Source organism: Allokutzneria sp. NRRL B-24872 (genome assembly GCF_002155965.1).
In the GTDB taxonomy this organism is placed as follows: Bacteria; Actinomycetota; Actinomycetes; order Mycobacteriales; family Pseudonocardiaceae; genus Allokutzneria.
Genome location: NZ_MUMH01000001.1, coordinates 24,823 through 47,080 on the forward strand (window position 1 = coordinate 24,823; position 22,258 = coordinate 47,080).

The window sequence follows — 22,258 nt, forward strand, 5'->3', positions numbered from 1 at the left end:
TGCGGCGCGGTGGGCAGGCTTACCAGCGGCTTAACATACTTCAGCTGTCGCCTGCCCCTGCATGATGCCCAACACCCCTGACAATCACGCGCGAAGAGCTGGGAAGTCCTCCTCGCGGAACTCTCCGTCGCGGCGGTCGCCGGTCTCCTGGCCGCGCAGGTGAACGCGGCGGATCTTGCCGGAGATGGTTTTGGGCAGGTCGGTGAACTCCACGCGCCGGACGCGCTTGTAGGGCGCGAGGTTCTGCCTGGCGTGGCGCAGGACGGCTTCGGCGGTGGTGGCGTCGGGGTCCCAGCCGTCCGCGAGCACCACGTACGCCTTGGGGACGGCCAGCCGCAGCGGGTCGGGCGAGGGGACGACGGCGGCTTCGGCGACGGCTTCGTGCTCCAGGAGCACGCTCTCCAGTTCGAAGGGTGAGATGCGGTAGTCCGATGCCTTGAACACGTCATCGGTGCGGCCGACGTAGGTGATGTAGCCGTCCGCGTCGCGGGAACCGATGTCGCCGGTGTGGTAGTAGCCGTCGCGCATGACCTCGGCGTCGCGGTCGGGGTCGCCGTGGTAGCCGGCCATCAGCCCGAGCGGGCGCCGCGCCAGGTCGACGCAGATCTCGCCCTCGTCGGCGGGTTCTCCGGTGACCGGGTCGAGCAGCTCGATCGCGTAGCCGGGGACGGCGCGGCCCATGGAGCCCGGTTTGACCGGTTGGCCCGGGGTGTTGGCGATCTGGACGGTGGTCTCGGTCTGGCCGAAGCCGTCGCGGACGGTGACTCCCCACGCGGCGCGGACGCGGTCGATGACCTCGGGGTTGAGGGGTTCGCCCGCGCCGACGACCTTGCTGGGCGGGGTGCGCAGCGAGCCGAGGTCGGACTGGATGAGCATCCGCCAGACGGTGGGCGGGGCGCAGAAGCTGGTGACGCCGCAGCGCCGCATCTCGGTCAGCAGCCGGGCGGCGTCGAAGCGGGAGTAGTTGTGGACGAACACGGTGGCTTCGGCGTTCCAGGGCGCGAAGACGTTGCTCCACGCGTGTTTCGCCCACCCGGGTGAGGAGATGTTGAGGTGCACGTCGCCGGGGACGAGGCCGATCCAGTACATGGTGGAGAGGTGGCCGACCGGGTAGGAGGCGTGGCTGTGCTCGACGAGCTTCGGCTGCGCGGTGGTGCCGGAGGTGAAGTAGAGCAGCAGCGTGTCGGTGGCCCTGGTCGCCCGGTCGGGGTAGAAGACCGCGTCCGACTGGTGGGAGTCGCGGTGGTGGAGCCACCCCTCGCGCCGCTCGCCGACGGCGATGCGGGTGTAGTCCCCCGGCACGTCGGCGAACTTGTCGGTGTCCTCGGCGCGCGCGATCACGTGCCGGGCGCCGCCGCGCTCGACGCGGTCGCGCAGGTCAGCCGCGGCGAGCAGGGTGGTGGCGGGGATGACGACGGCGCCGAGCTTCATCGCGGCGAGCAGGCTCTCCCACAGCTCGACCTGGTTGCCGAGCATCAGCACGATCCGGTCGCCGCGCTCGATCCCGTTGTCGCGCAACCAGTTCGCGAGCTGGTTGGAGCGGCGGGAGAGCTCGGCGAAGGACCAGCGGCCCTCGCGGCCGTCCTCCTCGACGATCCACAGCGCGGTCCGCTCGTTGGCCTCGGCGATCGCGTCGAACCAGTCCAGCGCCCAGTTGAACTCGTCGAGCTGCGGCCAGCGGAAGCCGGCGCGCGCGGTGTCGAGGTCGCGCGCGTGCGCGAGCAGGAAGTCCCGCGCCTCGCGGAACGCCCTACCGGCGGCAGTGCGGACCATGTGAGCTCCCTTCGGGTGAATGCGTAGGATCTTTGAATCGCCCGCACCCACCCACCACCCCCGTTCGGGGGTGAAGCGGGCAGGAGGTGGTCGCGTGACCGGGGAGAATCGGGCCGCCGTCCGGGGCGCGCTGGTGCAGCTGCGCCGGGACACCGGTCTGCCCATCGCGCTCGGCGGGATTCTGGGAGCGCGGGGCCGGTTGCGGCTGTCGGAGCAGGTCGGGACGACCACGAGCGCGTTGCGCGGACTGACGTTGGAGCCAGGGGTCGGGCTCGGCGGCAAGGTGGCGGCGTTGGGCAGGCCGATCGCGCTCAACGACTACAGCACCGCGTCGGTGATCACGCACGAGTACGACGCCGCTGTGAGCCTGGAGGGCATCCGGTCGGTGGTCGCGGCGCCGGTGGTGGTGCGGCGCAAGGTTCGCGCGGTGCTCTACGCGGCGGCCAGGACCAGCACGGTGATGGGCGATCGCCTGATGGGCTCGGTGGTCGATGCCGCGCGCACGCTCGAACAGGACCTCGTGGTGCAGGACGAGGTGGAGGAGCGCGTGCGCCGGTTGACCGAGGCTGATCGGAGTCGGCGGTTGGGCGCGGAGTGGGAGTCGGTGCGCCTGGCGTACGCGGAGCTGCGGTTGATCGCGCAGCGCACGCCGGACCACGATCTGCGCGAGGAGCTGCACGGGGTGTGCGAGCAGCTGACCGCTCCCCCGCCCGCGTCGGCGGTGCGCCTGACCTCGCGTGAGCTGGACGTGCTGACGTGGGTGGCGGCGGGGTGCGGGAACGTGGAGATCGCGCGGCGGCTGGGGTTGGGGCCGGAGACGGTGAAGAGCTACCTGCGCGAGGCGATGCGCAAGCTCGACGCGCACGGTCGTGGTGAAGCGGTGGTGGCCGCGCGCCGTGCGGGCCTGCTGCCCTGAGCTGCTGGCAGGGTTGGGGTCGTGGAGACGAAGGCGGTCGAGGAGTTCGAGCGGGAGCGGTCCAGGTTGTTCGGCCTGGCCTACCGGATGCTCGGCTCGGCGCACGAGGCCGAGGACGTGGTGCACGACGCGTTCCTGCGGTGGGACGGGGCGCTGCGCGCGGAGGTGGCCTCGCCGCCCGCGTGGTTGACCAAGGTCGTCACGAACCTGTGCCTGAACCGGCTCAGCTCCGCGCGCGTGCTGCGGGAGTCCTACGTCGGCCCGTGGCTGCCCGAGCCGATCATGACGGCGGACGGGGCGCTCGGGCCGTTGGACACCGCTGAGCAGCGGGATTCGGTGTCGTTGGCGTTGCTGGTGCTGCTCGAACGGTTGACTCCGACGGAGCGCGCGGTGTTCGTGCTGCGCGAGGCGTTCGCCTACGGCCACCGCGAGATCGCGGAGATCCTGGACCTCTCGGAGGCGAACTGCCGCCAGCTGCACCGCCGGGCGCACCAGCGCGTTGGCGCGCGCGAGTCGCGGTTCGAGCCCGATCCGGCGCGGGGTTTCGAGCTGGTGCAACGGTTTCTGGCCGCCGCGCAGGAGGGCGACCTCAAGGGGTTGGAGAGCCTGCTCGCCGAGGACGTCACGTCGTGGGCCGACGGCGGTGGTCACGCGAGCATGGCGCGGCGCCCGGTCCTGGGCCGCGACCGCGTGGCCCGCTACCTCACCGGCGGCTTCACCAAGCTCCCGCCCGGCGTGCTCAGCCTGGAATTGGCCGAGGTCAACGGCGCGGCCGCGGCGGTGTTCCGGCTCGACGGGGTGGTCGCGGGCGTGGTCGTCCCGGAGGTCGTCGAGAACCGCATCCGCACGCTGTGCATCCCGGCGAACCCGGCGAAGCTGACCTTCCTGGCGGAGCAGCTGTCACAAAGCTGAGAGCTCGCCGGTTCAAACTGTGTGACTACTTCGATCCTCGTCACGGGCGGCACGGGAACCCTCGGCCGCGCCGTGGTGGCGCACCTGCGCGAAACCGGCCATCAGCCCCGCGTCATGAGCCGGCGCCCAAGTCCTGAGCACGTCGTCGCCGACCTGGTGACCGGCGATGGCGTGGACGCCGCGCTCGACGGTGTGGATGTCGTGATCAACTGCGCGACGACGTTGAGCGGCAAGAAGGACGTGATCGCGACGCGGACGCTCGTCGAGGCGGTGCGGCGCGCGGGTTGCCGCCACCTGGTGCACGTGTCGATCGTCGGCATCGACCGCATCCGGTTCGGTTACTACAACGGGAAGCTCGCGAGCGAGGAGGTCGTGCGCGCCGTCCCGCACACGATCCTGCGCGCGACGCAGTTCCACGACCTGCTCCGGAAGATCTTCTCCGTGCTCGCGAAGCTCCCCGTGGTGTTGGTTCCGGACGTGCGTTTCCAGCCGGTCGACGTGCGCGACGTGGCGGTGCGGCTGGTCGAGCTGGCGGTTGGTCCACCGCTGGGCAGGGCTCCGGACTTCGGCGGCCCGGAGGTGCGCGACGCGGTGGACCTCGCCCGATCGCACTTCGGCGGCAGGCGCCGGATCGTGCCGATTCGCTTGCCCGGCAAGGCTTTCCGCGCTCTCCGCGAGGGCTTCAACCTCACCCCCGAGCACGCTGACGGGACGATCACCTTCGAGGAGCACTCGTGATCCGCGCCGGTGTGATCTTCTTGGCCGTCACGCAGGGGCTGACCGGGCTGACGCAGCTGTTCCTGCCTGAGGTGTTCTACGAGCAGGGCCCCGGCGTGTCGTTGCTACCCCCGTACAACGAGCACCTGATGCGCGATGTCGGAGCGCTGACGCTTGCCTACGTGTTCGTGCTCGTGGTCGCGGCCGTGACGATGGAGCGCCGGATCGTGTGCACGGCGCTCGTCGCGAATCTGGTGTTCACGTTGCCGCACTTCGTGTTCCACGCGTTCCACCTGGAGGGCTACCCGATCGCCACCGCGCTGTGGCAGACCGTGCTCCTCGGGCTGGGCGTGCTGATCCCCGTGGCCCTCCTGGTCGCTGTGGTGTTCAGGCGTTCGTCCCGCCGTCCAGGGTGATCACGGAGCCGGTGATGTTGCGAGCGCCGGGGCTCGCGAGGTGTGCGACGGTCTCGGCGATCTCGCGCGCATCGGCGAAGCGGCCGAACGCGGTCATCGAGCGCTGGTATTCGGCGCCCTCGGCGTCGGCGGGGTTCATGTCGGTGTCAGTCGGCCCGGGCTGCACGAGGTTCACGGTGATGCCGCGCGGGCCGAGATCCCTTGCGGCGCCACGGGTGAAGCCGAGCAGCGCGGCCTTGCTCATCGCGTAGAGGGCGACGCCGGGGAACGGCACGCGCTCAGCGAGGTTGCTGCCGATGCTGATGATTCGCCCACCCTCGCCCATGTGCTTGAGCGCGGCCTGGCTGGCCAGGTAGACCGCGCGAACGTGCACGGCGAGGGTGCGGTCGACCTCTTCCTCGCTCACCTCGCCGAGCACTCCGCTCGGGAAGATCCCGGCGTTGTTGACCAGGACGTCCAGCCCGCCCAGCTCGGCCGCGGTCCGGTCGACGGCGTCGAGCACGGCGGCGGAGTCGGTGTTGTCGGCCGCGATCGCCAGGCCCCTCCGCCCGGTCGCGGTGATCTTCCCGACGACCTCCTCCGCCCGGTCCTTGGCGCTGGCGTAGGTGATCGCGACGTCCGCGCCGAGCTCGGCCAGACGCAGCGCGATGGCGGCGCCGATCCCCCTGCTACCCCCGGTGACCAGTGCTTTCTTCCCTGCGAGCATGCCAACTCCCTTTTTGTAGCGTTCGATACACAAATAGCGTAGTACATTCGTGCCGATCGCTACAAAAATGGGAGGTGGGTCATGCCGGGACGGGGCCGCCCCCGCGCGTTCGACCGCGAGACCGCGCTGACCCGCGCGATGGTGGTGTTCTGGGAGCACGGCTACGAGGGCGCGTCGCTGACCGAGCTCACCACGGCGATGGGGATCAACTCGCCCAGCCTCTACTCCGCCTTCGGCTCCAAGGAACAGCTCTTCCGCGAGGCCGTCGCCCACTACGGCGAGACCGAGGGCGGGCACACCGAGAAAGCCTTGCGGGAGCTGCCAACCGCGCGCGCCGCACTCGCGGAGGTGTTGCGCGCCAACGTGCGCGCCTACGCCGACCCGGCGACGCCGAGGGGCTGCATGATCGTGCTCGCCGCGACGACCTACACCGATCGCAGTGAGGGCGTTCGCGACCACCTGGCGGAGATGCGGCGGGCGACCGAGCAGTCCTTCCGCGAGCGCGTCGAGCGCGGGATCGCCGAGGGCGACGTGCCCGCGAACGCCGACGCGGCCAAGGTCGGGGCGTTCTACAACGCGGTGCTCCAGGGCTTGTCGATCCAGTCGCGCGACGGAGCGGACGAGGCGGCGCTGAGCGCGGTCGCCGAAGCGGCCGTCGCCGCGTGGGACACGGTGACGGCCGCTTCGTGAGCAGGGATGTGGCTCAGCAGTACAGGTTCGCGCCCGGGTCGACGCCCAGAATCCTGGTGAAGTTCCGGTAGGCGTTGACGCGGCTCTCGACCTGGGCGGGGTTCTTCCCGCCGCACTCAAGACTGCCGTTGATGCTGCGGATGGTCTCGCCGAAGCCGCGCCCGTTGACCATCGCGTTGTGCGGGGTCATCGTGCCCGGGCCGGTCTGGGTGTTCCAGTACCAGAGCGCGGTCTTCCACGCGATGGAAGCGTTGTTCTGCACCAGCCACGGGTCGCCCAGCAGGTTCAGGCCAAGCGCGTCACCGGCCGCCTTGTAGTTGAAGTTCCAGCTCAGCTGGATCGGCCCGCGCCCGTAGTACGCGGCCTGCCCGGCGGGGCAGCCGTAGGGCTGGTTGCGGTCGCAGTAGTGCGGGTAGTTCGCCGTGTTCTGCTCGACGATGTGCACGAGCCCGCCGGTCTCGTGGTTGGCGTTGGCCAGGAACGCCGCCGCCTCCTGCTTCTTCGTGGCGTCGCTGCCGGAGGTGGCGAAAGCGGGGTAGGCGCTCAGCGCGGCGGTCAGCCCCTGGTAGGTGTAGAAGGGATTGCGGCCGGGGAACATCTGGTTGAACTGGGCCTCGCTGACCACGAAGCCGCTCGGCGTCCCACCGCCGCCGTCACAGCTGTGCGGCTTCCAGTACCAGTGGCTGATCACCGGGTCGTAGCCCGGGTTGGCGTGCTCGGCGCGGTAGAAGCTCCCGTTGGTGTACCTGACGATGGCGCCGGCGTTGTACCACTGCCCGGCCACCCAGTTCGGCGCGCTGCACGCCGCGCTGGGGCCGGACTGCGCCGGGGTGGCCTGGGCCGTCGCGCCGGAGGCTGACGGCAGGCCGACGGCGAGGGCGACCGCCGCCGCCAGAGCGGATAACGACGCGATGATGCGCTGCCTCAACTCGATCACTCCTTCATGCGGTGCGAGAAACCGTGCGGCACAGGGAAAGCACGGCTTTCGGCGGCAGAGGTGTCAGGAGTGCTCGTCGGCGGCTGACGAACGTCTGTGACCCAGCCCACTGAAGACGAGTGGTCTAAACCAGTCAAGGCAGAACGTGAACATTGTCCAGATGTTCAGCCGGTTGGACGCGCCCCAAGGCGTGCTTCGAAGCCGTCGAGCACAGCGCGCAACCCGAACTCGAAGCTGCCCTCGGGCGCCGCGGAGTAGTCGGCGGCGGCCGGGACGCGCAGCCGCGCGCGCACGAGCGGGAAGCCCTCCGCGATCTCGTGCGCCCTGGACACGGCCTCCCGCAGGGCCTCCTCGGAGAGCCGCCGGGTCAGCGAGACCTCGGCGGCCACGTCGAGCGTGCTGCCGACCACGAACACGAACACTGTCGCGGCCGCGCGGTCGGCGTCGGCGGGGGCGAACCCGGCCTTCTCGTAGACGGCGAGGCTGTGCTCGTCGAAGCGCATCTTGCCCGCGCCGTAGAGCAGGTGACCGCTGAACGCCTGCCCGAGCCACGGGTGCCTGTTCAGCATCCCGCGCATGCCCGTGGCCAGCGCGAAGGCGCTCGACCGCCAGTCGGAGGCGGCGATGTCGGGCAGCTCGACCTCGTTCCACACCGCGTCGGCGGCGAGCCTGACCAGGTCGTCCTTGGTCTTGATGTGCCAGTAGATCGCGGTCGCGGCCGAGCCGAGCCGCTGGCCGAGGCTGCGCATGTTGAGCCCGTCCAGTCCGTCGGAGTCCAGCAGCGCGATCGCGGCCGTGACGATCTGCTCGGCGGTGAGCGTGTTCCGTGCCATGCCGACAGCCTACTTGCACTTTGTTCAAGTCGTGGTCTACGGTTCGACTTGAACTTAGTTCAATTAGCCAGGAGGACACGTCATGCAGGAGAAGCTGGCCGAGTTCGTCGCCGCGAAGGCAGCGGAACTGGGTATCCCGGGGGTCGCGGTCGGGCTGCTGGTCGACGGCGAGGCGATCACCGTCGCGCACGGTGTGACCAGCACCGCCAACCCCGCGCCGGTCGATGATGGGACGCTGTTCCATTTGGCATCGGTGACCAAGTCCTTCACCGGGACGGCGCTGATGCGCCTGGTCGGGCAGGGCAAGGTCGAGCTGGCCGCGCCCGTGCGCCGCTACGTCCCGGACCTCGTGCTCTCCGACGAGGAGGCCGCCGAGCGGATCACCGTGCTGCACCTGCTCAACCACACGTCCGGACTGGACTGGGGCGTGATCGACGGCGACGAGGACGACCTCGGGCTCGCCCGGCACGTCGCCCGGATGGCCGAGCTGCCGATGATCGCGCCGCCCGGCACCCGCGCCTCCTACAGCCAGTCCGGGTACAACCTGCTCGGGCGCGTGATCGAGAACGTCACGGGGCTGCCGTTCGAGCGCGCGGTCAGCGAGCTGGTGCTGGAGCCGGCGGGGCTGTCGAACACGTTCTTCGACCTGGACGAGGTGATCGTGCGGAAGTTCGCCGTCGGCCACAACGCCGACGAGGACGGGACGATGCGCGCCGCCCAGCCGTGGAAGGCGTGGCGGGCCGGTGCGCGCGGCAACAACCCGGGCGGCGGCATCGTGTCGTCGGTGAGCGATGTGCTGAGGTGGGCTCGGTTCCACATTGAGACCGAGGACCAACTAGTACTCGGTATGCGGGAGAAGACCGTCGAACTGCGCGCGAGCACGCTCGGCGACGGCTTCGGGATCAGCTGGTTCCTGCGCGAGATCGACGGCGTGCGCACCATCGGGCACGGCGGCTCCGGCAACGGGCAGTTCGCCGAGCTGCTGATCGCGCCGGAGCGGAACTTCGCCGTGGTCGCCCTGGCCAACGCGGGCCCGGACGGCTACAACTTCAACCAGGCCGTCGTGCGCTGGGCCTTGGAGAACCACCTCGGCGTCGTCGAGCGCGAGCCGGAGCCGTTGCCCTACGACGAAGAGCGGGCTCAGGAGATCGTCGGCCGCTACGAGAACGACGCCATGCGGATCGACGTCGCCACCGACGGCTCCACGGTGACCTTGGGCGTGGGGATCAGGCCCGAGATCCGCGCGGGCTCCGAGACCGAGATGCCGCCGGACTACGCGCCCGCCCCCATCGGCCTGCTCCCCGACGACGAGTACGTGATGCTCGGCGGCGGCATGCAGAGCCAGCGCGGGTACTTCAGCCGCGACGCGGACGGCGCCGTGACCGGCGTCGACCTCGCCGGACGGCTGTTCAGCCGGAGTTGCTGACCAGGAAGTCCGCGATGAGCGGCGCGATCTCGTCGACCTTGTCCTCCAACGCGAAGTGCCCGGTCTCGAACAGGTGCAGCTGCGCGTCGGGCACATCGCGCAGGTACGCGCGCGCTCCCGCCTCGCTGAAGAACATGTCGCCCGTCCCCCACACGATCAGGGTCGGCGGCTGGTGCTCGCGCAGCCACTGCTGCCACACCGGGTACAGCTCGACGTTGCTGCGGTAGTCCCGCGCGATCTGGTCCTGGATCTCCTTGCGGCCAGGCAGATCCATGAAGTGCTGGTCCAGCGTCCAGCCGTCCGGCTCGATCGCGTCCACATCGGACACTCCGACCTCGTACTGGGCGCGGGTGAACGGCAGCGTGAACGCCTCCGGCTGCGGGCCGTTCTCGATGAACTCCTTGGCGACCTCGGCCAGCCCGTCCTCGTAGGCGTTGCCGTTCTGCACCACCAGCCCGGCGATCCACTCCGGGTGCCGCGTCGCGATGCGGAAGCCGACCGGCGCGCCGTAGTCGAAGACGTAGACGAAGAACCGCTCCAGGCCGACCGCCTCCACGAAGCCCTCCACCACCCGCGACAGGTACTCGAAGGAGTACTCGACGTCCGGGGTGTCGGTGTGGCCGAAGCCCGGGTAGTCCGGCGCGATCACGTGGAAGCGGTCGGCCAGGCGGTCCATCAGCACCCTGAACTGGTGCGATCCCGACGGGAAACCGTGCAGCAGCAACAGGGTCGGCGCTTCGCGGGGCCCTGACTCCCGGTAGTGCACGCGTACGCCGTCCACCTCGACGAACCTCATGACTAATGCCTCCTAGCAACTTGGATGCATTAGGTATAGCCGCCGCACACCTAATGGGTCAAGTCCAACCTGTAGCATTAGTGGAGTAGCATTGGTCGCATGGTCCCCCTGATCGGCGAGCCGCTGCCCATCGACCTGGTGAACACCAGGACGTCCGAGGGCGACCTGCTCGACAGCCCCCAGGCGCTCTCCGCGTGGCTCGACGCCCAAGCCGACCGGCTCCCTCCGTTGGCGCGCGTCGAACTGGCCCCCGTGCTCGCACTCCGGGAGCACGTCTCGCAGACCCTGCGCGCCGCGCGCGTCGGCCTCGAACCGCCGCCGGAGTCCTTGGCCGCCTTGACGTCCGCGCACCGCGCGGCGCCGGTCTACCGAGAGCTGACGTGGACCGGCTCCGCCGTGAGCGCCACCGCTCGACGCGGCGCCACGGCGACCGAAGTGCTGCTCGCCGAACTGGCCGAAGCCACCGCTGACCTGCTGACCAGCCCGGACATCACCAAGGTCCGCAACTGCGAAGGCCCCGAATGCCTCCTGCTTTTCCTGCCAGCGCACCCGCGCCGCCGGTGGTGCTCCCCCAAGATCTGCGGGAACCGCGTCCGTGTGGCCCGCCACTACCAACGCCACCGTCCGGAGTAGCTGCGCCGTTCTGGTGAATTCCCCACCATCATGGCACGCTCACTTGAAAGTTCTTGACCTCTCCGCGTGGCGGCTCGATGCTGTGACCGGCATCCGCCGCCCCACCCGCGAGGAGGGCAAGAGTGTTACGTGCCAAGGGAATCGGCCTGCTGCTGGCGCTCATCGCCGCCCTGCTGACCGCTCCGGCCGCCGAGGCCGCGCCGACGTCCGGCTTCCGCAACCCCGTGCTGGAGAACGGCGCCGACCCGCAGATGGTCACCCACGACGGCTTCTACTACCTGACCTACACGCGCAACGACCACATCGCCGTCAGCAAGGCGCGGTCCGTCACCGAGCTCGCCTCCGCTCCCGAGACGATCGTCTGGCGGGATGACACCCCGTCTCGCTGCTGCTTCATCTGGGCGCCGGAAATGCACTTCCTCCAAGGGAAGTGGTACATCTACTACACCGCGACCAACAGCGCGCACGTCCTCGCCGAGCACCGCATGTACGTCCTGGAGAGCGCTGGCACCGACCCGCTCGGCCCGTACTCCTTCAAGGCCCCCCTCGCCGCCGCATCCGACCAGTACTCCTTGGACGGCACCGTCCTGACGATGCCCGACGGGCGGTTGTACGCGATCTGGTCCGGTTGGGACCCCGGCACCGAGAAGCCGCAGAACCTCTACATCGCGCCGATGAGCAATCCTTGGACCACAAGCGGTCCCCGCGTTCTGCTGTCCAGCCCCGTGCACCCGTGGGAGATGGAGAGCTTGTCCGTCAACGAGGGCGCCGCCGTGTTGTGGCGCAACGGCAAGCTCTTCCTGGCTTTCTCCGCCAGCGGGTGCATGAGCCCCAACTACGCGATCGGCCTGCTCACCTTCAACGGCGGCGACGTCCTCGATCCGGCCGCGTGGACGAAGTCACCCCAGCCGCAGTTCAAGTCCTCCCCTGCCAACAACGCCTACGGCACCGCGCACAACAGCTTCTTCGCCTCGCCCGACGGCTCCGAGACGTGGATCGCCTACCACGCCGTCACCAATCCCAACGGCAGCTGCGGCGGCGATCGCTCCACCCGAATCCAACGCGTCGAGTGGCGCGCTGACGGCACCCCCGACTTCGGCGTTCCCGCCGCCACGTCAACGACTCTGCGCCTTCCCGCAGGCGATCCCGGTCCCGCGCGCCTGCCCAACGGCGACTACGTGCTCAAGGCCTCCCACAGCGGCAAGGCCCTCGACGTCGCTTCCGCCAGCACCCAGGACAACGCCCCCGTGATCCAATGGGAACCCCACGGCGGCTCCAACCAGGTGTGGCGGCTGCGGTCCCTGCCCGACGGCACCTACGAACTCCGCGCCAAGCACAGCGGCAAACTGCTCACCGTTGACACCCGTGTCGTACAACGACGTTCCGGCGGCTCCGCGCGCCAGCGCTGGCACATCGACTCCGTCAGCGGCGGCTACCGCATCTCCGTGAAGGCGGGCGGACACGCGCTCTCCGTCGACCGCGGTTTGCACACCGACGGCGCCGATGTCCTTGCGTCGCACTACCTCTACGGCGCTGAGCAGAAGTGGCGCCTCAGCTACCTCGCCGCCTCGTAGTTCTGCGATGTGTCGCGCTGCCACTCCGGCAGCGCGACACAGTCCGCCACGCGGTCCGGCTAAGGCGTCCACAGAATCGGCCCGGCTACCTTCACGAGCCGAGGCGCGAACCGATCGCCAGGCGCTGGAACGCTCAGCAGCTCTTGAACCACGTGCGTGAGCGAACCTGTGCGCTCCCACACGATGCCGGGCAGACGGCGTCGATCCAGCGCTCGACCTCGGGAGTGAGCTGAGCGAGGTCGCCGCACACGGCCTGGCCGTCGACGAGCACGCACTCGCCGCCGACTGGTGCGGCTCGCGTGCAGCTCATCATCATCAGCAGTGCAGGCGGACGCGGAACATCTGAACGATCGGTGTGCGGGTTGAGCGCACAAGCGCTGAAGCCAGCGAACCCGCTGCGCACGATCGACTCGTGTCATGAGGCTCGTCGAGACCATCGACGACAGCGAGTCCCCGCTCAGCGATCGGCTCGACCCCAGGCCGGTGGAGTCCTCACCGCGTCACCTCGCCGTGGTGGATTCCGGTGCTACTTTGCCGTTGATCAGCCTGCCCTCGCCCCCGAAGGACACCTCGATGAACCACCTCGCCTACCCCGTGTCGATCAAGGGAGTGGTGGTCCGCGACGGCAAGGTGCTGCTGCTGAAGAACGAGCGCGAGGAGTGGGAGCTGCCAGGCGGTCGGATCGAGCCCGGTGAGACCCCGGAAGACTGCGTTGCCCGCGAGATCACCGAAGAGACGCGGTGGAAGGTGACGACCGGGCCGATCCTCGACACGTGGATGTACTACATCGACGTCGCCGAGAAGAACGTGTTCATCGTGACCTACGGCTGTCATCCGGACAGCGGCAGTGAGCCCGTGCTTTCCCATGAGCACAAGGAAATCGGCCTGTTCACCGAGGACGAGGTACACGGCCTGAACATGCCGGAGGGCTACAAGCGCTCCATCGCGGCGTGGTTCGAGCGACTGCGCGCGAACGCGGTCAGGTGAGCCATGGGGGCTCAGCTACCTGCCCGCCTCGTAGTACTCGCAGACGCGCTCGAAGATCGCGATGTCTGTGTCGCGCTGCCACTCCGGCAGCGCGGCCCAGTCCGCCACATACCCCGGCTTCGGGTCCGGAATGTGCTTGTAGATCTGCGCGATCCAGCAAGTGGCGACGAACCGCCCCTTCTGCTCATCGGTCAACCGCGCCGCGCTACCACCGCTGACGCTCAGAAAATCGAGCACTTGCTGGCACACCGCCGCCGATTCCCTTTCCCAGTCCGGCGTCTGCTCCCACGGCGTCACGTACCCCGGCTTGGGCTCGCCCGGGAGGTACTGACGTACCCCCTCGATCCACGCTTCCCGGAACAGGCGTCCCAGCTCGACGTTCACGCGGTTGTCCTTTCGTTGCTCTAACCCGAGACTGCGGCGTCTTCCTGCCAACTGACACAGCTCGGCCGCCCGCCCGTCACGACAAGCTCGTGCACCGCCTTGCGGATGTCTGCCAGGGGAAGCTCGGCGTTCGCGGGTAGCTGGCGCTGATGTCCCATGTAGTCGTACTCCACAGCCTTGGTGTCAGCGCCACCGTTGAAGCTGGTGACTGATCCGGAAGGGTCCGAGTACGTCATGAACCCTGTGCCACGCCGAGGGTCCAGGCCGACGTAGGAGACGAGCCAGCCGCCTTGCCCCTGGTGGGACAGCTCGGCGAGTGGGGGCACGTCGAAACCCTGACCGTCGACGATCATGCGATCCAACAGGGCGTCGAGATCCGCGCCGTCCTCGATCACGGTCGGCTCGTCGTCCTCGATGCCGTACCAAGCTTCTAGCGCCACCACGGCTTCGCCCCTCCTGCAATGCGCTTGTGGTAGTTCGGACCGTGAATCGTCAGTGAGTACCCCTCGGGAAGCAAGATCCCCACGAGGGTCGCGCACCCCAGGATTCCGCGGCAAGGCCGATTGTTGATCACCAGCGCAAGGTGTCGCCACCCGGGATCTTCAGCGCCCTTCTCTCTCATGAGCGCCACAAGATTCATCTCCACATCGGCTGCCGTGGTGACCGGCACCCCGGGACATCCCAAGGCTTGGAGAGAGTCGTTCACCTGCGGTGTTCGCTCGTCCTCCCCGCTGATGATCGTATGCGTCCTACCGTCCGGCCCAATCCACCGTCCGTGCGTCTTCTGCCCCCTGCCCTGGGCAACTCTGTCTCAGGCAACTCGGCACGGAGCTGCTCGATGAGTTTCCCTGCCGGGGCAGAGCGCGACACGTGCTCAGGAGACTCCACCGGGCGCCCGCCAAAGCGATGCCGTAGCCCTCAACTCGTTGCTCCAGGGCCACCACCGCACCGCGCGCGTCGTTCAGACCAGTGATACTGCCAGCCAACAGCCCCAGCGTTTCTTCGGCACCGGCGTCATGGGCACCGGCCATGGCATGGGCGTACTGAGCACCGGCCTCCGCCACCAGGTCCGTGGCCCGGCCGAGATCGCCGCGGGCACGACCGCACTGATCCAGAACTCCACGGAGACGGGCGATGACACCTCTGATCGTGCTCACGGTCTCCCCTATCGCCCCGACGTATCGAGCGTAGGAACAAGCGAGGACAGCCGGACAGATCGAGTGAGGTGAATGCCAGGGTGATCAGTGGCGCGGCGCCACACGAGGGTGGAGGGCCGCTCCTCGCGTCGCACGGGTCAGGAGAGGCGGGCGTCGATCTGGGCGGGTGAGAGGACGTGCTGGAGCACCATGGTGGCGGCACCGAGGACTCCGGCCTGGGCACCGGTGCGGGCGGAGACGATCTGGAGCGAGCCGGTGGCCAGCGGGAGCGAGCGGGCGTAGACGACCTCGCGCACTCCGGCCAGCAGGCCCTCCGCGGCGTTCACGAGCTGGCCGCCGAGGACGACGACGGAGGGGTTGAGCAGGCTGACGCACGCGGCGAGGACCTCGCCGATGCTGCGGCCGGCGGCGCGGATCTCGTTGGCGGCCAACACGTCCCCGGCGCGGACGAGTGCGATCAACTCGGCGACGGAGCCGTCCGCGGCGGGCACGCGGGAGGCGATGGCGGGCCCGGCGGCGACGGCTTCGAGGCAGCCGAGGTTGCCGCAGCGGCACGCGACGGCGTGGGAGCCCATGGCCTGGACGTGGCCGAGGTCGCCTGCGACGCCCTGCGCGCCGCGGTGCAGGGAGCCGCCGGTGATGATGCCGGAGCCGATGCCGGTGGCGACCTTGACGAAGAGCAGGTGGTCGACGTCGGGGTAGACGGCGGCGTGCTCGCCGAGCGCCATCAGGTTCACGTCGTTGTCGACGAGGACGGGGCCCGCCACCGCAGCGCCGACGTGCGCCGGGACGTCGTAGCCGTCCCAGCCGGGCATGATCGGCGGGTTGGTGGGCTTGCCGGTGGAGTGCTCGACGGGGCCGGGCAGGCCGATCCCGGTGCCGACGACGGTGCTGCTGCCGGTCTCGGCGAGCAGTTCGGCGCCGATCTGGAGCATCCGGTCGAGCACCGCGCGCGGGCCGAGGGTGATCGACATCGACTCCTCGCGCTGGGCCAGGACGGTCGCGGCGAGGTCGGTGACGGCGACGGTGGCGTGGGTGGCGCCGATGTCGGCGGCGAGCACGACGCCCGCGGACGGGTTGAACGCGAAGGTCGCGGGAGGCCGCCCGCCGGTGGAGACGGCCTCTCCGGCAGGGGCGAGCAAACCGTTGTGCAGCAACAGGTCCACTCGCGCGCCAACGGTGGACCGGGCCAGGCCGGTGAGCTGGGTCAGCTCGGCGCGCGTGCGCGGCCTGCCGTCCCGCATCAGCTGGAGCAGCACCCCGGCGCCCCCGGTGATCATCGACTCGCCCATGGCCGTAGTGAAACACAGGGGCTTCGGTTTCTCCGAGTGAGACTTCTGAACGAGCGATGCAGAACTTTTGCTTGACGCTCGTCATAAGTCTGCCTACGGTCTCCTCTTATGACTCAGGACACAGCAGCCCTTGGCGGGGAGCTGTTGGGGATGCGGGGGATCGTCAAGCTGTTCCCCGGTGTACGCGCACTGGACGGGGTCGATCTGGGGGTTCGTCCGGGCGAGGTGCACTGCCTGCTGGGCCAGAACGGGGCGGGCAAGTCCACGCTGATCAAGGTCATCGCCGGGGCGCACCGGCCGGACGCGGGCGAGATCCGCTGGCGGGGCGAGCCCGTCGCGCTGGCGGACCCGCAGGCCGCGACCGCGCTGGGCGTCGCGACGCTCCCCCAGGAACTCGACCTGGTGGACGGCCTCTCGGTGGCGGACAACATCCACCTGGGTCACGAGCACGCGCGGTTCGGCTTCACCCGACGGGGCCGAACCGCGCGCGCTACAACGGAGTTGCTCGACCGGCTCGGACACGCCGAGATCCCACCCCAAACCGAGGTCGGCGCGCTCTCGGCGGCGCAGCGGCAGATCGTCAGCATGGCCCGCGCGCTCTCCCACGACGCGAGCCTGCTGGTGCTGGACGAGCCCTCGGCGGTGCTCGACCAGCGCGAGGTCGAGCGGCTGTTCACGGTCATCCGCGAGCTCACCGCGCAGGGCGTGGCGATCGTCTACATCTCCCACCGCCTCGAAGAGATCCGCGAGATCGGCGACCGCGTCACGGTCCTCAAGGACGGCCGCACGGTCGCGGGCGGCTTGGACGTGGCGAGCACGCCGACGCCGCAGATCATCCGAATGATGACCGGACGCGCGATCGAATACGTCTTTCCTCCGCGCAGCACCGAGATTGGCGACGAAGAGCCGCTGCTGGATGTCCGCGACCTGGCGCTGCGGGGTGCCTTCGACGGCGTCAGCTTCGCCGTGCGGCCGGGCGAGATCGTCGGGCTTGCCGGGCTGGTGGGCTCCGGCCGCTCGGAGATCGTCGAAACCGTGTACGGCGCGCGAAGAGCCACCAGCGGCACAGTGTCCGTGGACGGCAAGCCGTTGCGGCCGGGCTCGGTTCCCGCAGCCGTCGCGGCGGGGATCGGCCTGTGCCCGGAGGAGCGCAAGAGCCAGGCGCTCGTGCTCGGCGACCCGGTGAGCCACAACATCACCATGGCGCTGCTGGACCGGGGCGGCTTCCTCGACTTCACGGCCGAGCGCGCGGCGGCCGAGGAACTGGTCGGCGCGCTCGACGTTCGTCCGTCCGATGTGGACCGTGAAGTCCGCACGCTCTCGGGCGGCAACCAGCAGAAGGTGGTGCTGGCGCGGTGGTTGCTGCGCGAGTGCCGGGTGCTGCTGCTGGACGAACCGACGCGCGGCGTGGACGTGGGCGCCCGCTCGGAGATCTACGCGCTGGTGCGCGACCTCGCCCGACGAGGGGTGGCGGTGGTCGTGGTGTCCAGCGAGATCGAGGAAGTGCTCGGTCTCGCCGACCGGGTGCTGGTCGTCGCGGAGGGCCGCGTGCTGCACGCGGCCCCGGCGGCGGAGCTGACCGAACACGACGTGCTGGACATCGTGCTGCGAGGAGACGCCGCGTGAGCGCCATGGCGAAGTCGAACCGGACGCTCGGGCTAGTGATCGCGCTCGGGCTGCTGTGCGTGGTCGGCGCGGCGACGGCGGGCGAGCGCTTCGCGAGCCTGGACAACCTGCTCACCGTGCTGCGCCTGGCCTCGGTGATCGGCGTGGTCAGCGTCGGCATGACGTTCGTGATCACCGGCGGCGGCATCGACCTGTCGGTGGGCGCGATCGTGGCGCTGTCCTCGGTGTGGGCCACGACCCTCGCGACGCAGTCCATGGCCGAGGACTTCCACTGGATCGTCATGGTGGGCTGCGCGTTGCTCGTCGGAGCCGGGTGCGGCCTGGTCAACGGGCTCTTGGTGGCCTACGGCAAGATCGCGCCGTTCATCGTGACGCTGGCGATGCTGGCCGGGGCGCGCGGGCTCGCCGAGATCATCGCCAACCGCCGCACCCAGATCGTGCGCGACCAGGGCTTCATCGAGTTCTTCGGCGGCTCGGTGCTCGGGATTCCCGTGCTGGTGCTGGTGTTCGCGCTCGTCGCGGCGGGCGGCTGGGTGCTGTTGAACCGCACCACCTTCGGCAGGCGGACGCTGGCGATCGGCGGCAACCCGGAGGCCGCGCGGCTGGCCGGGCTCAAGGTCGCCAGGCACACCACGCTGTTGTACGTGCTGCTCGGCCTCGCGTGCGGGATCGCCGCCGTGATGCTGATGGCGCGCACCACCACCGGCACCTCCACCCACGGCGGGCTCTACGAGCTGGACGCGATCGCCGCCGTGGTCATCGGCGGCACGCTGCTCAGAGGTGGTCGCGGCACCGTCGTCGGCACGGTGCTCGGCGTGCTGATCTTCACGACGCTGACCAACGTCTTCACCCTCAACAACCTCGACACCTCGACGCAGGCCGTGGCGAAGGGCGTGATCATCGTCATCGCGGTCCTGCTCCAGCAGCGGCTGGCCAACAGAGCTGGAGAATCCCATGCCAGGTAAGGCTTTCCGGTTAGCGACGGCCGTAGCGGTGGCCGGTGTCGCCCTCACCGCGTGCACGTCCAACACCCCCGACGCACCAGCCCCGGGCGCGGGAGCGGGTGGCGGCAACGCCGCGAGCCCCAACGACGCGCCCGGCAAGAAGGTCACCATCGGCTTCTCCGGGCCAGCGGCCGACCACGGCTGGCTCGCGGCGATCAACAACTTCGCCACGGCGGAGGCGAAGAAGCACTCCGACGTGACGCTGCGCGTGGCCGAGGGCACCAACGACGCCAGCATGCAGATCAGCCACATCGAGACCTTCATCAACGACAAGGTCGACGCGATCGTGCTGCTCCCGACCGACGGCGCGGCCTTGACCAGCGTCGCGGCCAAGGCGACGCAGGCGGGGATCACCGTGGTCAACGTCGACCGCGAGTTCTCCAGCCCGTCCGCCGCGCGCACCACGATCCTCGGCGACAACTACGGCATGGGCGTCTCGGCGGGCACCTACGCCTGCCAGCTGGTCAAGGACAAGAAGCTCGCCGACCCGGTCATCGCCGAGATCGCGGGCATCGACGCGCTGCCGTTGACCCAGGACCGCTCGCGCGGGTTCGCCGACGCGCTCAAGGGCTGCCAGCAGACCGTGGACCGCAGGGTCGCCGCCCAGTTCACCGTGGAGTCCGGCGAAGCCGCCGCGGCGAACCTGTTGCAGGCCGCGCCGAAGCTGGACATCGTCTGGAACCACGACGACGACCAGGGCGTCGGCGTGAAGGCCGCCTTCGACAACGCGAAGCGCTCGGAGTTCTCCTTCATCGGCGGCGCGGGCTCGGCGAACGCGATGCGCTGGATCAAGGCCGGGCAGATGACCGCGACCGTGATCTACCCGCCGACGCAGGCTGCGGACGGCATCCGGCTCGCGCGCCTGCTGGTCCAGCAGAAGGGGATGTCGGACCTGCTCCAGGTCGAGGTCCCGCGCCGCATCGTGCTCAACGCGCCGGTGGTCACCTCGTCCAACGTGGACAAGTACCTCCCGCTCGGATTCGAGTCCTGATGCCGGGCAGGACACTGCGCGTCGGCATGGTGGGCTACGCCTTCATGGGCGTGGCGCACTCGCAGGGCTGGCGCAACGCGCGCAGCTTCCACAACCCGCTGATCGAGCCCGAACTGGCCGTGGTGTGCGGCCGGGACACGGCGAAGGCGGCCGAGCTGGCCAGGCGCTTCGGCTGGGGCGATGTCGTCGGTGACTGGCGGGAACTGGTGGCGCGCGAGGACATCGACCTGATCGACATCTGCACGCCGGGCGACACGCACGCGGAGATCGCGATCGCCGCGTTGGAGGCGGGCAAGCACGTCCTGTGCGAGAAGCCGCTCGCCAACACCGTCGCCGAGGCGGAGGCGATGGCCGAGGCCGCCGAGCGCGCGCGGCGCAGGGGCGTGCACGCGTCGGTCGGCTTCACCTATCGCCGCGTGCCCGCGATCGCGCTGGCGGCGAAGTGGCTGTGGGAGGGGCGCGTCGGCTGCGTCCGGCACGTGCGCGCGCAGTACCTCCAGGACTGGCTGACCGACGCGAACGCACCGCTGTCGTGGCGGCTGCGCAAGGAGAAGGCGGGCTCCGGCGCGCTCGGCGACATCGGCGCGCACATCATCGACCTGGTCCAGCACCTGACCGGCGAGTCGGTCACCGGCGTGAGCGCGCTGACCGAGACCTTCGTGCGGCAGCGCCCGCTCGCCTCGGGCAACGGCTTCGGCGAGGTGACCGTGGACGACGCCGCGGTCTTCCTCGGCAGGCTCAGCGGCGGCGCGCTCGCGACCTTCGAGGCGACGCGGTTCGCGACGGGCCGCAAGAACGCGATCCGGCTGGAGATCAACGGGACCGAGGGCGGGCTGGCGTTCGACTTCGAGGACATGAACGTCCTGTGGTGGCACGACAACACCGCCGACCCCGCCGAGGCCGGGTACCGCAGGGTCGTGGTGACCGAGCCCGAGCACCCGTACCTGGCCGGGTGGTGGCCGCCGGGGCACGGGTTGGGCTACGAGCACGCCTTCACCCACCAGGCGCTGGACCTGCTGGACGCCATCGCGCAGGGGCGCCAGCCCACCCCGAGCTTCACCGAGGGTCTCGGGGTACAACGGGTTCTGGAGGCCGTGCAGGTGAGCGCGGCCGACGAGAGCCGCTGGACCCCCATCCCCGGCAGCCGAGTAGGAGCGAGCTGATGCCCCGCGCGATCACCCTGTTCACCGGGCAGTGGGCGGACCTGCCCTTCGAGGAGGTCTGCGCGCTCGCGTCCTCCTGGGGCTACGACGGCCTGGAGATCGCGTGCTCCGGCGATCACTTCGACGTGGAGCGCGCGGTCGCCGACAAGTCCTATGTGGACGATCGCAGGCGGATCTTGGACAGGCACGGGCTCCAGGTCTTCGCGATCTCCAACCACCTCACCGGTCAGGCGGTCTGCGACAGCCCGATCGACTTCCGGCACAAGGCGATCCTGCCCGCGCGGGTGTGGGGCGACGGCGAGGCCGAGGCGGTCCGGCAGCGTGCCGCGGCCGAACTGGAGGACACCGCGCGGGCGGCGCGAGCGCTCGGCGTGGACACGGTCGTCGGCTTCACCGGCTCCTCGATCTGGCCGTACTTGGCGATGTTCCCGCCGGTGCCCGCTTCGGTGATCGAGGAGGGCTACGCCGACTTCGCGCGGCGGTGGAACCCGATCCTCGACGTCTTCGACGAGGTCGGCGTGCGCTTCGCCCACGAGGTGCACCCCGGCGAGATCGCCTACGACCACTGGTCGACCGTCGCCGCGCTGGAGGCGATCGAGCACCGCGAGGCATTCGGTCTCAACTGGGACCCCAGCCACATGGTGTGGCAGGACATCGACCCCGTCGGCTTCCTGTGGGACTTCCGCGACCGCATCTACCACGTGGACTGCAAGGACACGCGGATGCGCGTCGGCAACGGCCGCAACGGACGGCTGTCCTCGCACCTGCCGTGGGGCGATCCCAGGCGCGGGTGGGACTTCGTCTCCACCGGTCACGGCGACGTGCCGTGGGAGGACTGCTTCCGCACGCTGACCGCGATCGGCTACGCGGGACCGATCTCCGTCGAGTGGGAGGACGCGGGCATGGACCGCCTGGTCGGCGCCGCCGAGGCCGTCCGCTTCGTCCGCTCGCTGACCTTCGACCCGCCCACCGCCTCCTTCGACGCCGCCTTCGCCACCGACCACTAGCACCGCGCAGGTCGGGTTCCCAGTCCGCAAGCTCCCCCCGTCACCCCGCCCCGCGAACGCCGAGTTTGGTGCGTTGAGCGCCCCGAACGACCCGTTCAGGGCTTCCAACGCACTGAACGGGTCGTTCAGGGCTTAAGGGGGGTGAGGGGGCGGCGGGTCACCCGGAGGCGTGACGGGGACTGCTGCCGAGCGTCTGTCCACTGTGTCGTCCGGACGGGGAGCGCTACCCGATCGACGGCTCATCCGGGCAGGTCACGTGCGCCGTCCACCGTCCACTGCGGTCACTCGCAGCGACCGCGTGAACACTCTCCCGTACCG

The 22,258-nt window shown here is 69.7% G+C and carries 23 protein-coding genes and 1 pseudogene; 14 read left to right on the plus strand and 10 right to left on the minus strand.

Annotated elements, in window-relative coordinates:
- Nucleotides 1-84 precede the first annotated feature (84 nt).
- Nucleotides 85-1,773 (minus strand): AMP-binding protein, encoded by a 1,689-nt coding sequence (locus CCN37_RS00105; protein WP_086818519.1) that lies wholly within the window; start codon nucleotides 1,771-1,773, stop codon nucleotides 85-87.
- A gap of 94 nt (nucleotides 1,774-1,867) precedes the next feature.
- On the opposite strand from CCN37_RS00105, the gene CCN37_RS00110 reads away from it, so the two are divergent.
- From CCN37_RS00110 to CCN37_RS00125, 4 genes are read left to right on the plus strand one after another with little or no spacing between them, the layout of a single operon-like run.
- Nucleotides 1,868-2,689 carry a LuxR C-terminal-related transcriptional regulator gene (locus CCN37_RS00110; RefSeq protein WP_246842726.1) on the plus strand — a complete coding sequence of 274 codons (822 nt, stop codon included), beginning with the start codon at nucleotides 1,868-1,870 and terminating at the stop codon, nucleotides 2,687-2,689.
- A gap of 21 nt (nucleotides 2,690-2,710) precedes the next feature.
- Nucleotides 2,711-3,601 (plus strand): RNA polymerase sigma-70 factor, encoded by an 891-nt coding sequence (locus CCN37_RS00115; protein ID WP_086818521.1) that lies wholly within the window; start codon nucleotides 2,711-2,713, stop codon nucleotides 3,599-3,601.
- Nucleotides 3,602-3,622: 21 nt separating this feature from the next.
- Nucleotides 3,623-4,339, plus strand: a complete 717-nt coding sequence (locus CCN37_RS00120) for an SDR family oxidoreductase (RefSeq protein ID WP_086818522.1) — start codon at nucleotides 3,623-3,625, stop codon at nucleotides 4,337-4,339.
- Nucleotides 4,336-4,734 carry a hypothetical protein gene (locus tag CCN37_RS00125; RefSeq protein ID WP_086818523.1) on the plus strand — a complete coding sequence of 133 codons (399 nt, stop codon included), beginning with the start codon at nucleotides 4,336-4,338 and terminating at the stop codon, nucleotides 4,732-4,734. The genes CCN37_RS00120 and CCN37_RS00125 overlap by 4 nt, the downstream gene beginning before the upstream one ends.
- Here the strand turns inward: CCN37_RS00125 and CCN37_RS00130 are convergent.
- Nucleotides 4,706-5,440, minus strand: a complete 735-nt coding sequence (locus CCN37_RS00130; RefSeq protein ID WP_086818524.1) for an SDR family NAD(P)-dependent oxidoreductase — start codon at nucleotides 5,438-5,440, stop codon at nucleotides 4,706-4,708. The two genes, CCN37_RS00125 and CCN37_RS00130, sit on opposite strands and share 29 nt — an antisense overlap.
- Nucleotides 5,441-5,521: 81 nt before the next feature.
- Between CCN37_RS00130 and CCN37_RS00135 the strand changes: the two genes are divergently transcribed.
- Nucleotides 5,522-6,130, plus strand: coding sequence for a TetR/AcrR family transcriptional regulator (locus CCN37_RS00135; RefSeq protein ID WP_086818525.1), 609 nt, complete (start codon nucleotides 5,522-5,524; stop codon nucleotides 6,128-6,130).
- Nucleotides 6,131-6,143: 13 nt separating this feature from the next.
- Here CCN37_RS00135 and CCN37_RS00140 read toward each other — a convergent pair whose 3' ends face one another.
- A complete protein-coding gene (locus tag CCN37_RS00140; protein ID WP_086818552.1) occupies nucleotides 6,144-7,058 on the minus strand; it encodes a glycoside hydrolase family 19 protein in 915 nt (304 codons plus the stop codon).
- Nucleotides 7,059-7,231: 173 nt separating this feature from the next.
- On the minus strand, nucleotides 7,232-7,900 hold the full coding sequence (locus tag CCN37_RS00145) for a TetR/AcrR family transcriptional regulator (RefSeq protein WP_086818526.1): 669 nt from the start codon (nucleotides 7,898-7,900) through the stop codon (nucleotides 7,232-7,234).
- A gap of 82 nt (nucleotides 7,901-7,982) precedes the next feature.
- On the opposite strand from CCN37_RS00145, the gene CCN37_RS00150 reads away from it, so the two are divergent.
- On the plus strand, nucleotides 7,983-9,326 hold the full coding sequence (locus tag CCN37_RS00150) for a serine hydrolase (RefSeq protein ID WP_086818527.1): 1,344 nt from the start codon (nucleotides 7,983-7,985) through the stop codon (nucleotides 9,324-9,326).
- On the opposite strand, the gene CCN37_RS00155 is transcribed toward CCN37_RS00150, so the two are convergent.
- Nucleotides 9,310-10,122: an alpha/beta fold hydrolase gene (locus tag CCN37_RS00155; protein WP_086818528.1), complete on the minus strand. Its 813-nt coding sequence runs from the start codon at nucleotides 10,120-10,122 to the stop codon at nucleotides 9,310-9,312. The genes CCN37_RS00150 and CCN37_RS00155 overlap by 17 nt on opposite strands.
- Nucleotides 10,123-10,221: 99 nt before the next feature.
- Here CCN37_RS00155 and CCN37_RS00160 point away from each other — a divergent pair, with 99 nt between their 5' ends.
- Nucleotides 10,222-10,755 (plus strand): ABATE domain-containing protein, encoded by a 534-nt coding sequence (locus CCN37_RS00160; RefSeq protein ID WP_246842727.1) that lies wholly within the window; start codon nucleotides 10,222-10,224, stop codon nucleotides 10,753-10,755.
- 122 nt (nucleotides 10,756-10,877) lie between these two features.
- The gene (locus CCN37_RS00165; protein WP_086818530.1) at nucleotides 10,878-12,329 is read left to right on the plus strand and encodes a family 43 glycosylhydrolase; all 1,452 of its coding nucleotides are present in this window, start codon (nucleotides 10,878-10,880) and stop codon (nucleotides 12,327-12,329) included.
- 133 nt (nucleotides 12,330-12,462) lie between these two features.
- Here the strand turns inward: CCN37_RS00165 and CCN37_RS42225 are convergent, their stop codons facing one another.
- Complete coding sequence (locus tag CCN37_RS42225) at nucleotides 12,463-12,732, minus strand: TauD/TfdA family dioxygenase (protein WP_168200464.1); 270 nt, start codon at nucleotides 12,730-12,732, stop codon at nucleotides 12,463-12,465.
- 14 nt (nucleotides 12,733-12,746) lie between these two features.
- On the opposite strand from CCN37_RS42225, the gene CCN37_RS00170 reads away from it, so the two are divergent.
- Nucleotides 12,747-13,316, plus strand: a complete 570-nt coding sequence (locus CCN37_RS00170; protein WP_246842728.1) for an NUDIX domain-containing protein — start codon at nucleotides 12,747-12,749, stop codon at nucleotides 13,314-13,316.
- A 15-nt stretch (nucleotides 13,317-13,331) separates the two neighbouring features.
- On the opposite strand, the gene CCN37_RS00175 is transcribed toward CCN37_RS00170, so the two are convergent.
- From CCN37_RS00175 to CCN37_RS00190, 4 genes and pseudogenes are all read right to left on the minus strand, one after another.
- A complete protein-coding gene (locus CCN37_RS00175; RefSeq protein WP_086818531.1) occupies nucleotides 13,332-13,700 on the minus strand; it encodes a hypothetical protein in 369 nt (122 codons plus the stop codon).
- Between the two features lie 20 nt (nucleotides 13,701-13,720).
- A complete protein-coding gene (locus tag CCN37_RS00180; RefSeq protein ID WP_168200465.1) occupies nucleotides 13,721-14,140 on the minus strand; it encodes an Imm1 family immunity protein in 420 nt (139 codons plus the stop codon).
- Nucleotides 14,131-14,484 (minus strand): annotated as a pseudogene (locus tag CCN37_RS42230) (DddA-like double-stranded DNA deaminase toxin); the annotation flags it as partial. The pseudogene CCN37_RS42230 and the gene CCN37_RS00180, both read right to left, overlap by 10 nt.
- Before the next feature lie 510 nt (nucleotides 14,485-14,994).
- The gene (locus tag CCN37_RS00190) at nucleotides 14,995-16,149 is read right to left on the minus strand and encodes an ROK family protein (RefSeq protein WP_086818534.1); all 1,155 of its coding nucleotides are present in this window, start codon (nucleotides 16,147-16,149) and stop codon (nucleotides 14,995-14,997) included.
- 108 nt (nucleotides 16,150-16,257) lie between these two features.
- Here CCN37_RS00190 and CCN37_RS00195 point away from each other — a divergent pair, with 108 nt between their 5' ends.
- From CCN37_RS00195 to CCN37_RS00215, 5 genes are read left to right on the plus strand one after another with little or no spacing between them, the layout of a single operon-like run.
- Complete coding sequence (locus CCN37_RS00195) at nucleotides 16,258-17,775, plus strand: sugar ABC transporter ATP-binding protein (protein ID WP_246842729.1); 1,518 nt, start codon at nucleotides 16,258-16,260, stop codon at nucleotides 17,773-17,775.
- Between the two features lie 5 nt (nucleotides 17,776-17,780).
- The gene (locus CCN37_RS00200; RefSeq protein ID WP_086818555.1) at nucleotides 17,781-18,740 is read left to right on the plus strand and encodes an ABC transporter permease; all 960 of its coding nucleotides are present in this window, start codon (nucleotides 17,781-17,783) and stop codon (nucleotides 18,738-18,740) included.
- On the plus strand, nucleotides 18,730-19,770 hold the full coding sequence (locus CCN37_RS00205) for a substrate-binding domain-containing protein (RefSeq protein ID WP_086818535.1): 1,041 nt from the start codon (nucleotides 18,730-18,732) through the stop codon (nucleotides 19,768-19,770). The genes CCN37_RS00200 and CCN37_RS00205 overlap by 11 nt, the downstream gene beginning before the upstream one ends.
- A complete protein-coding gene (locus tag CCN37_RS00210; RefSeq protein ID WP_210407805.1) occupies nucleotides 19,770-20,933 on the plus strand; it encodes a Gfo/Idh/MocA family protein in 1,164 nt (387 codons plus the stop codon). The genes CCN37_RS00205 and CCN37_RS00210 overlap by 1 nt, the downstream gene beginning before the upstream one ends.
- Nucleotides 20,933-21,940, plus strand: coding sequence for a sugar phosphate isomerase/epimerase (locus CCN37_RS00215; RefSeq protein WP_086818536.1), 1,008 nt, complete (start codon nucleotides 20,933-20,935; stop codon nucleotides 21,938-21,940). The genes CCN37_RS00210 and CCN37_RS00215 overlap by 1 nt, the downstream gene beginning before the upstream one ends.
- Nucleotides 21,941-22,258: the final 318 nt, after the last annotated feature.

Bases quoted from the DNA above. Each gene is read 5' to 3' on its own strand.
- CCN37_RS00105 (WP_086818519.1), bottom strand. From the start codon at position 1,773: ATGGTCCGCACTGCCGCCGGTAGGGCGTTCCGCGAGGCGCGGGACTTC.
- CCN37_RS00130 (WP_086818524.1), bottom strand. From the start codon at position 5,440: ATGCTCGCAGGGAAGAAAGCACTGGTCACCGGGGGTAGCAGGGGGATC.
- CCN37_RS00135 (WP_086818525.1), top strand. From the start codon at position 5,522: ATGCCGGGACGGGGCCGCCCCCGCGCGTTCGACCGCGAGACCGCGCTG.
- CCN37_RS00145 (WP_086818526.1), bottom strand. From the start codon at position 7,900: ATGGCACGGAACACGCTCACCGCCGAGCAGATCGTCACGGCCGCGATC.
- CCN37_RS00150 (WP_086818527.1), top strand. From the start codon at position 7,983: ATGCAGGAGAAGCTGGCCGAGTTCGTCGCCGCGAAGGCAGCGGAACTG.
- CCN37_RS00155 (WP_086818528.1), bottom strand. From the start codon at position 10,122: ATGAGGTTCGTCGAGGTGGACGGCGTACGCGTGCACTACCGGGAGTCA.
- CCN37_RS00160 (WP_246842727.1), top strand. From the start codon at position 10,222: ATGGTCCCCCTGATCGGCGAGCCGCTGCCCATCGACCTGGTGAACACC.
- CCN37_RS00170 (WP_246842728.1), top strand. From the start codon at position 12,747: ATGAGGCTCGTCGAGACCATCGACGACAGCGAGTCCCCGCTCAGCGAT.
- CCN37_RS00190 (WP_086818534.1), bottom strand. From the start codon at position 16,149: ATGGGCGAGTCGATGATCACCGGGGGCGCCGGGGTGCTGCTCCAGCTG.
- CCN37_RS00195 (WP_246842729.1), top strand. From the start codon at position 16,258: ATGACTCAGGACACAGCAGCCCTTGGCGGGGAGCTGTTGGGGATGCGG.
- CCN37_RS00200 (WP_086818555.1), top strand. From the start codon at position 17,781: ATGGCGAAGTCGAACCGGACGCTCGGGCTAGTGATCGCGCTCGGGCTG.
- CCN37_RS00205 (WP_086818535.1), top strand. From the start codon at position 18,730: ATGCCAGGTAAGGCTTTCCGGTTAGCGACGGCCGTAGCGGTGGCCGGT.
- CCN37_RS00210 (WP_210407805.1), top strand. From the start codon at position 19,770: ATGCCGGGCAGGACACTGCGCGTCGGCATGGTGGGCTACGCCTTCATG.
- CCN37_RS00215 (WP_086818536.1), top strand. From the start codon at position 20,933: ATGCCCCGCGCGATCACCCTGTTCACCGGGCAGTGGGCGGACCTGCCC.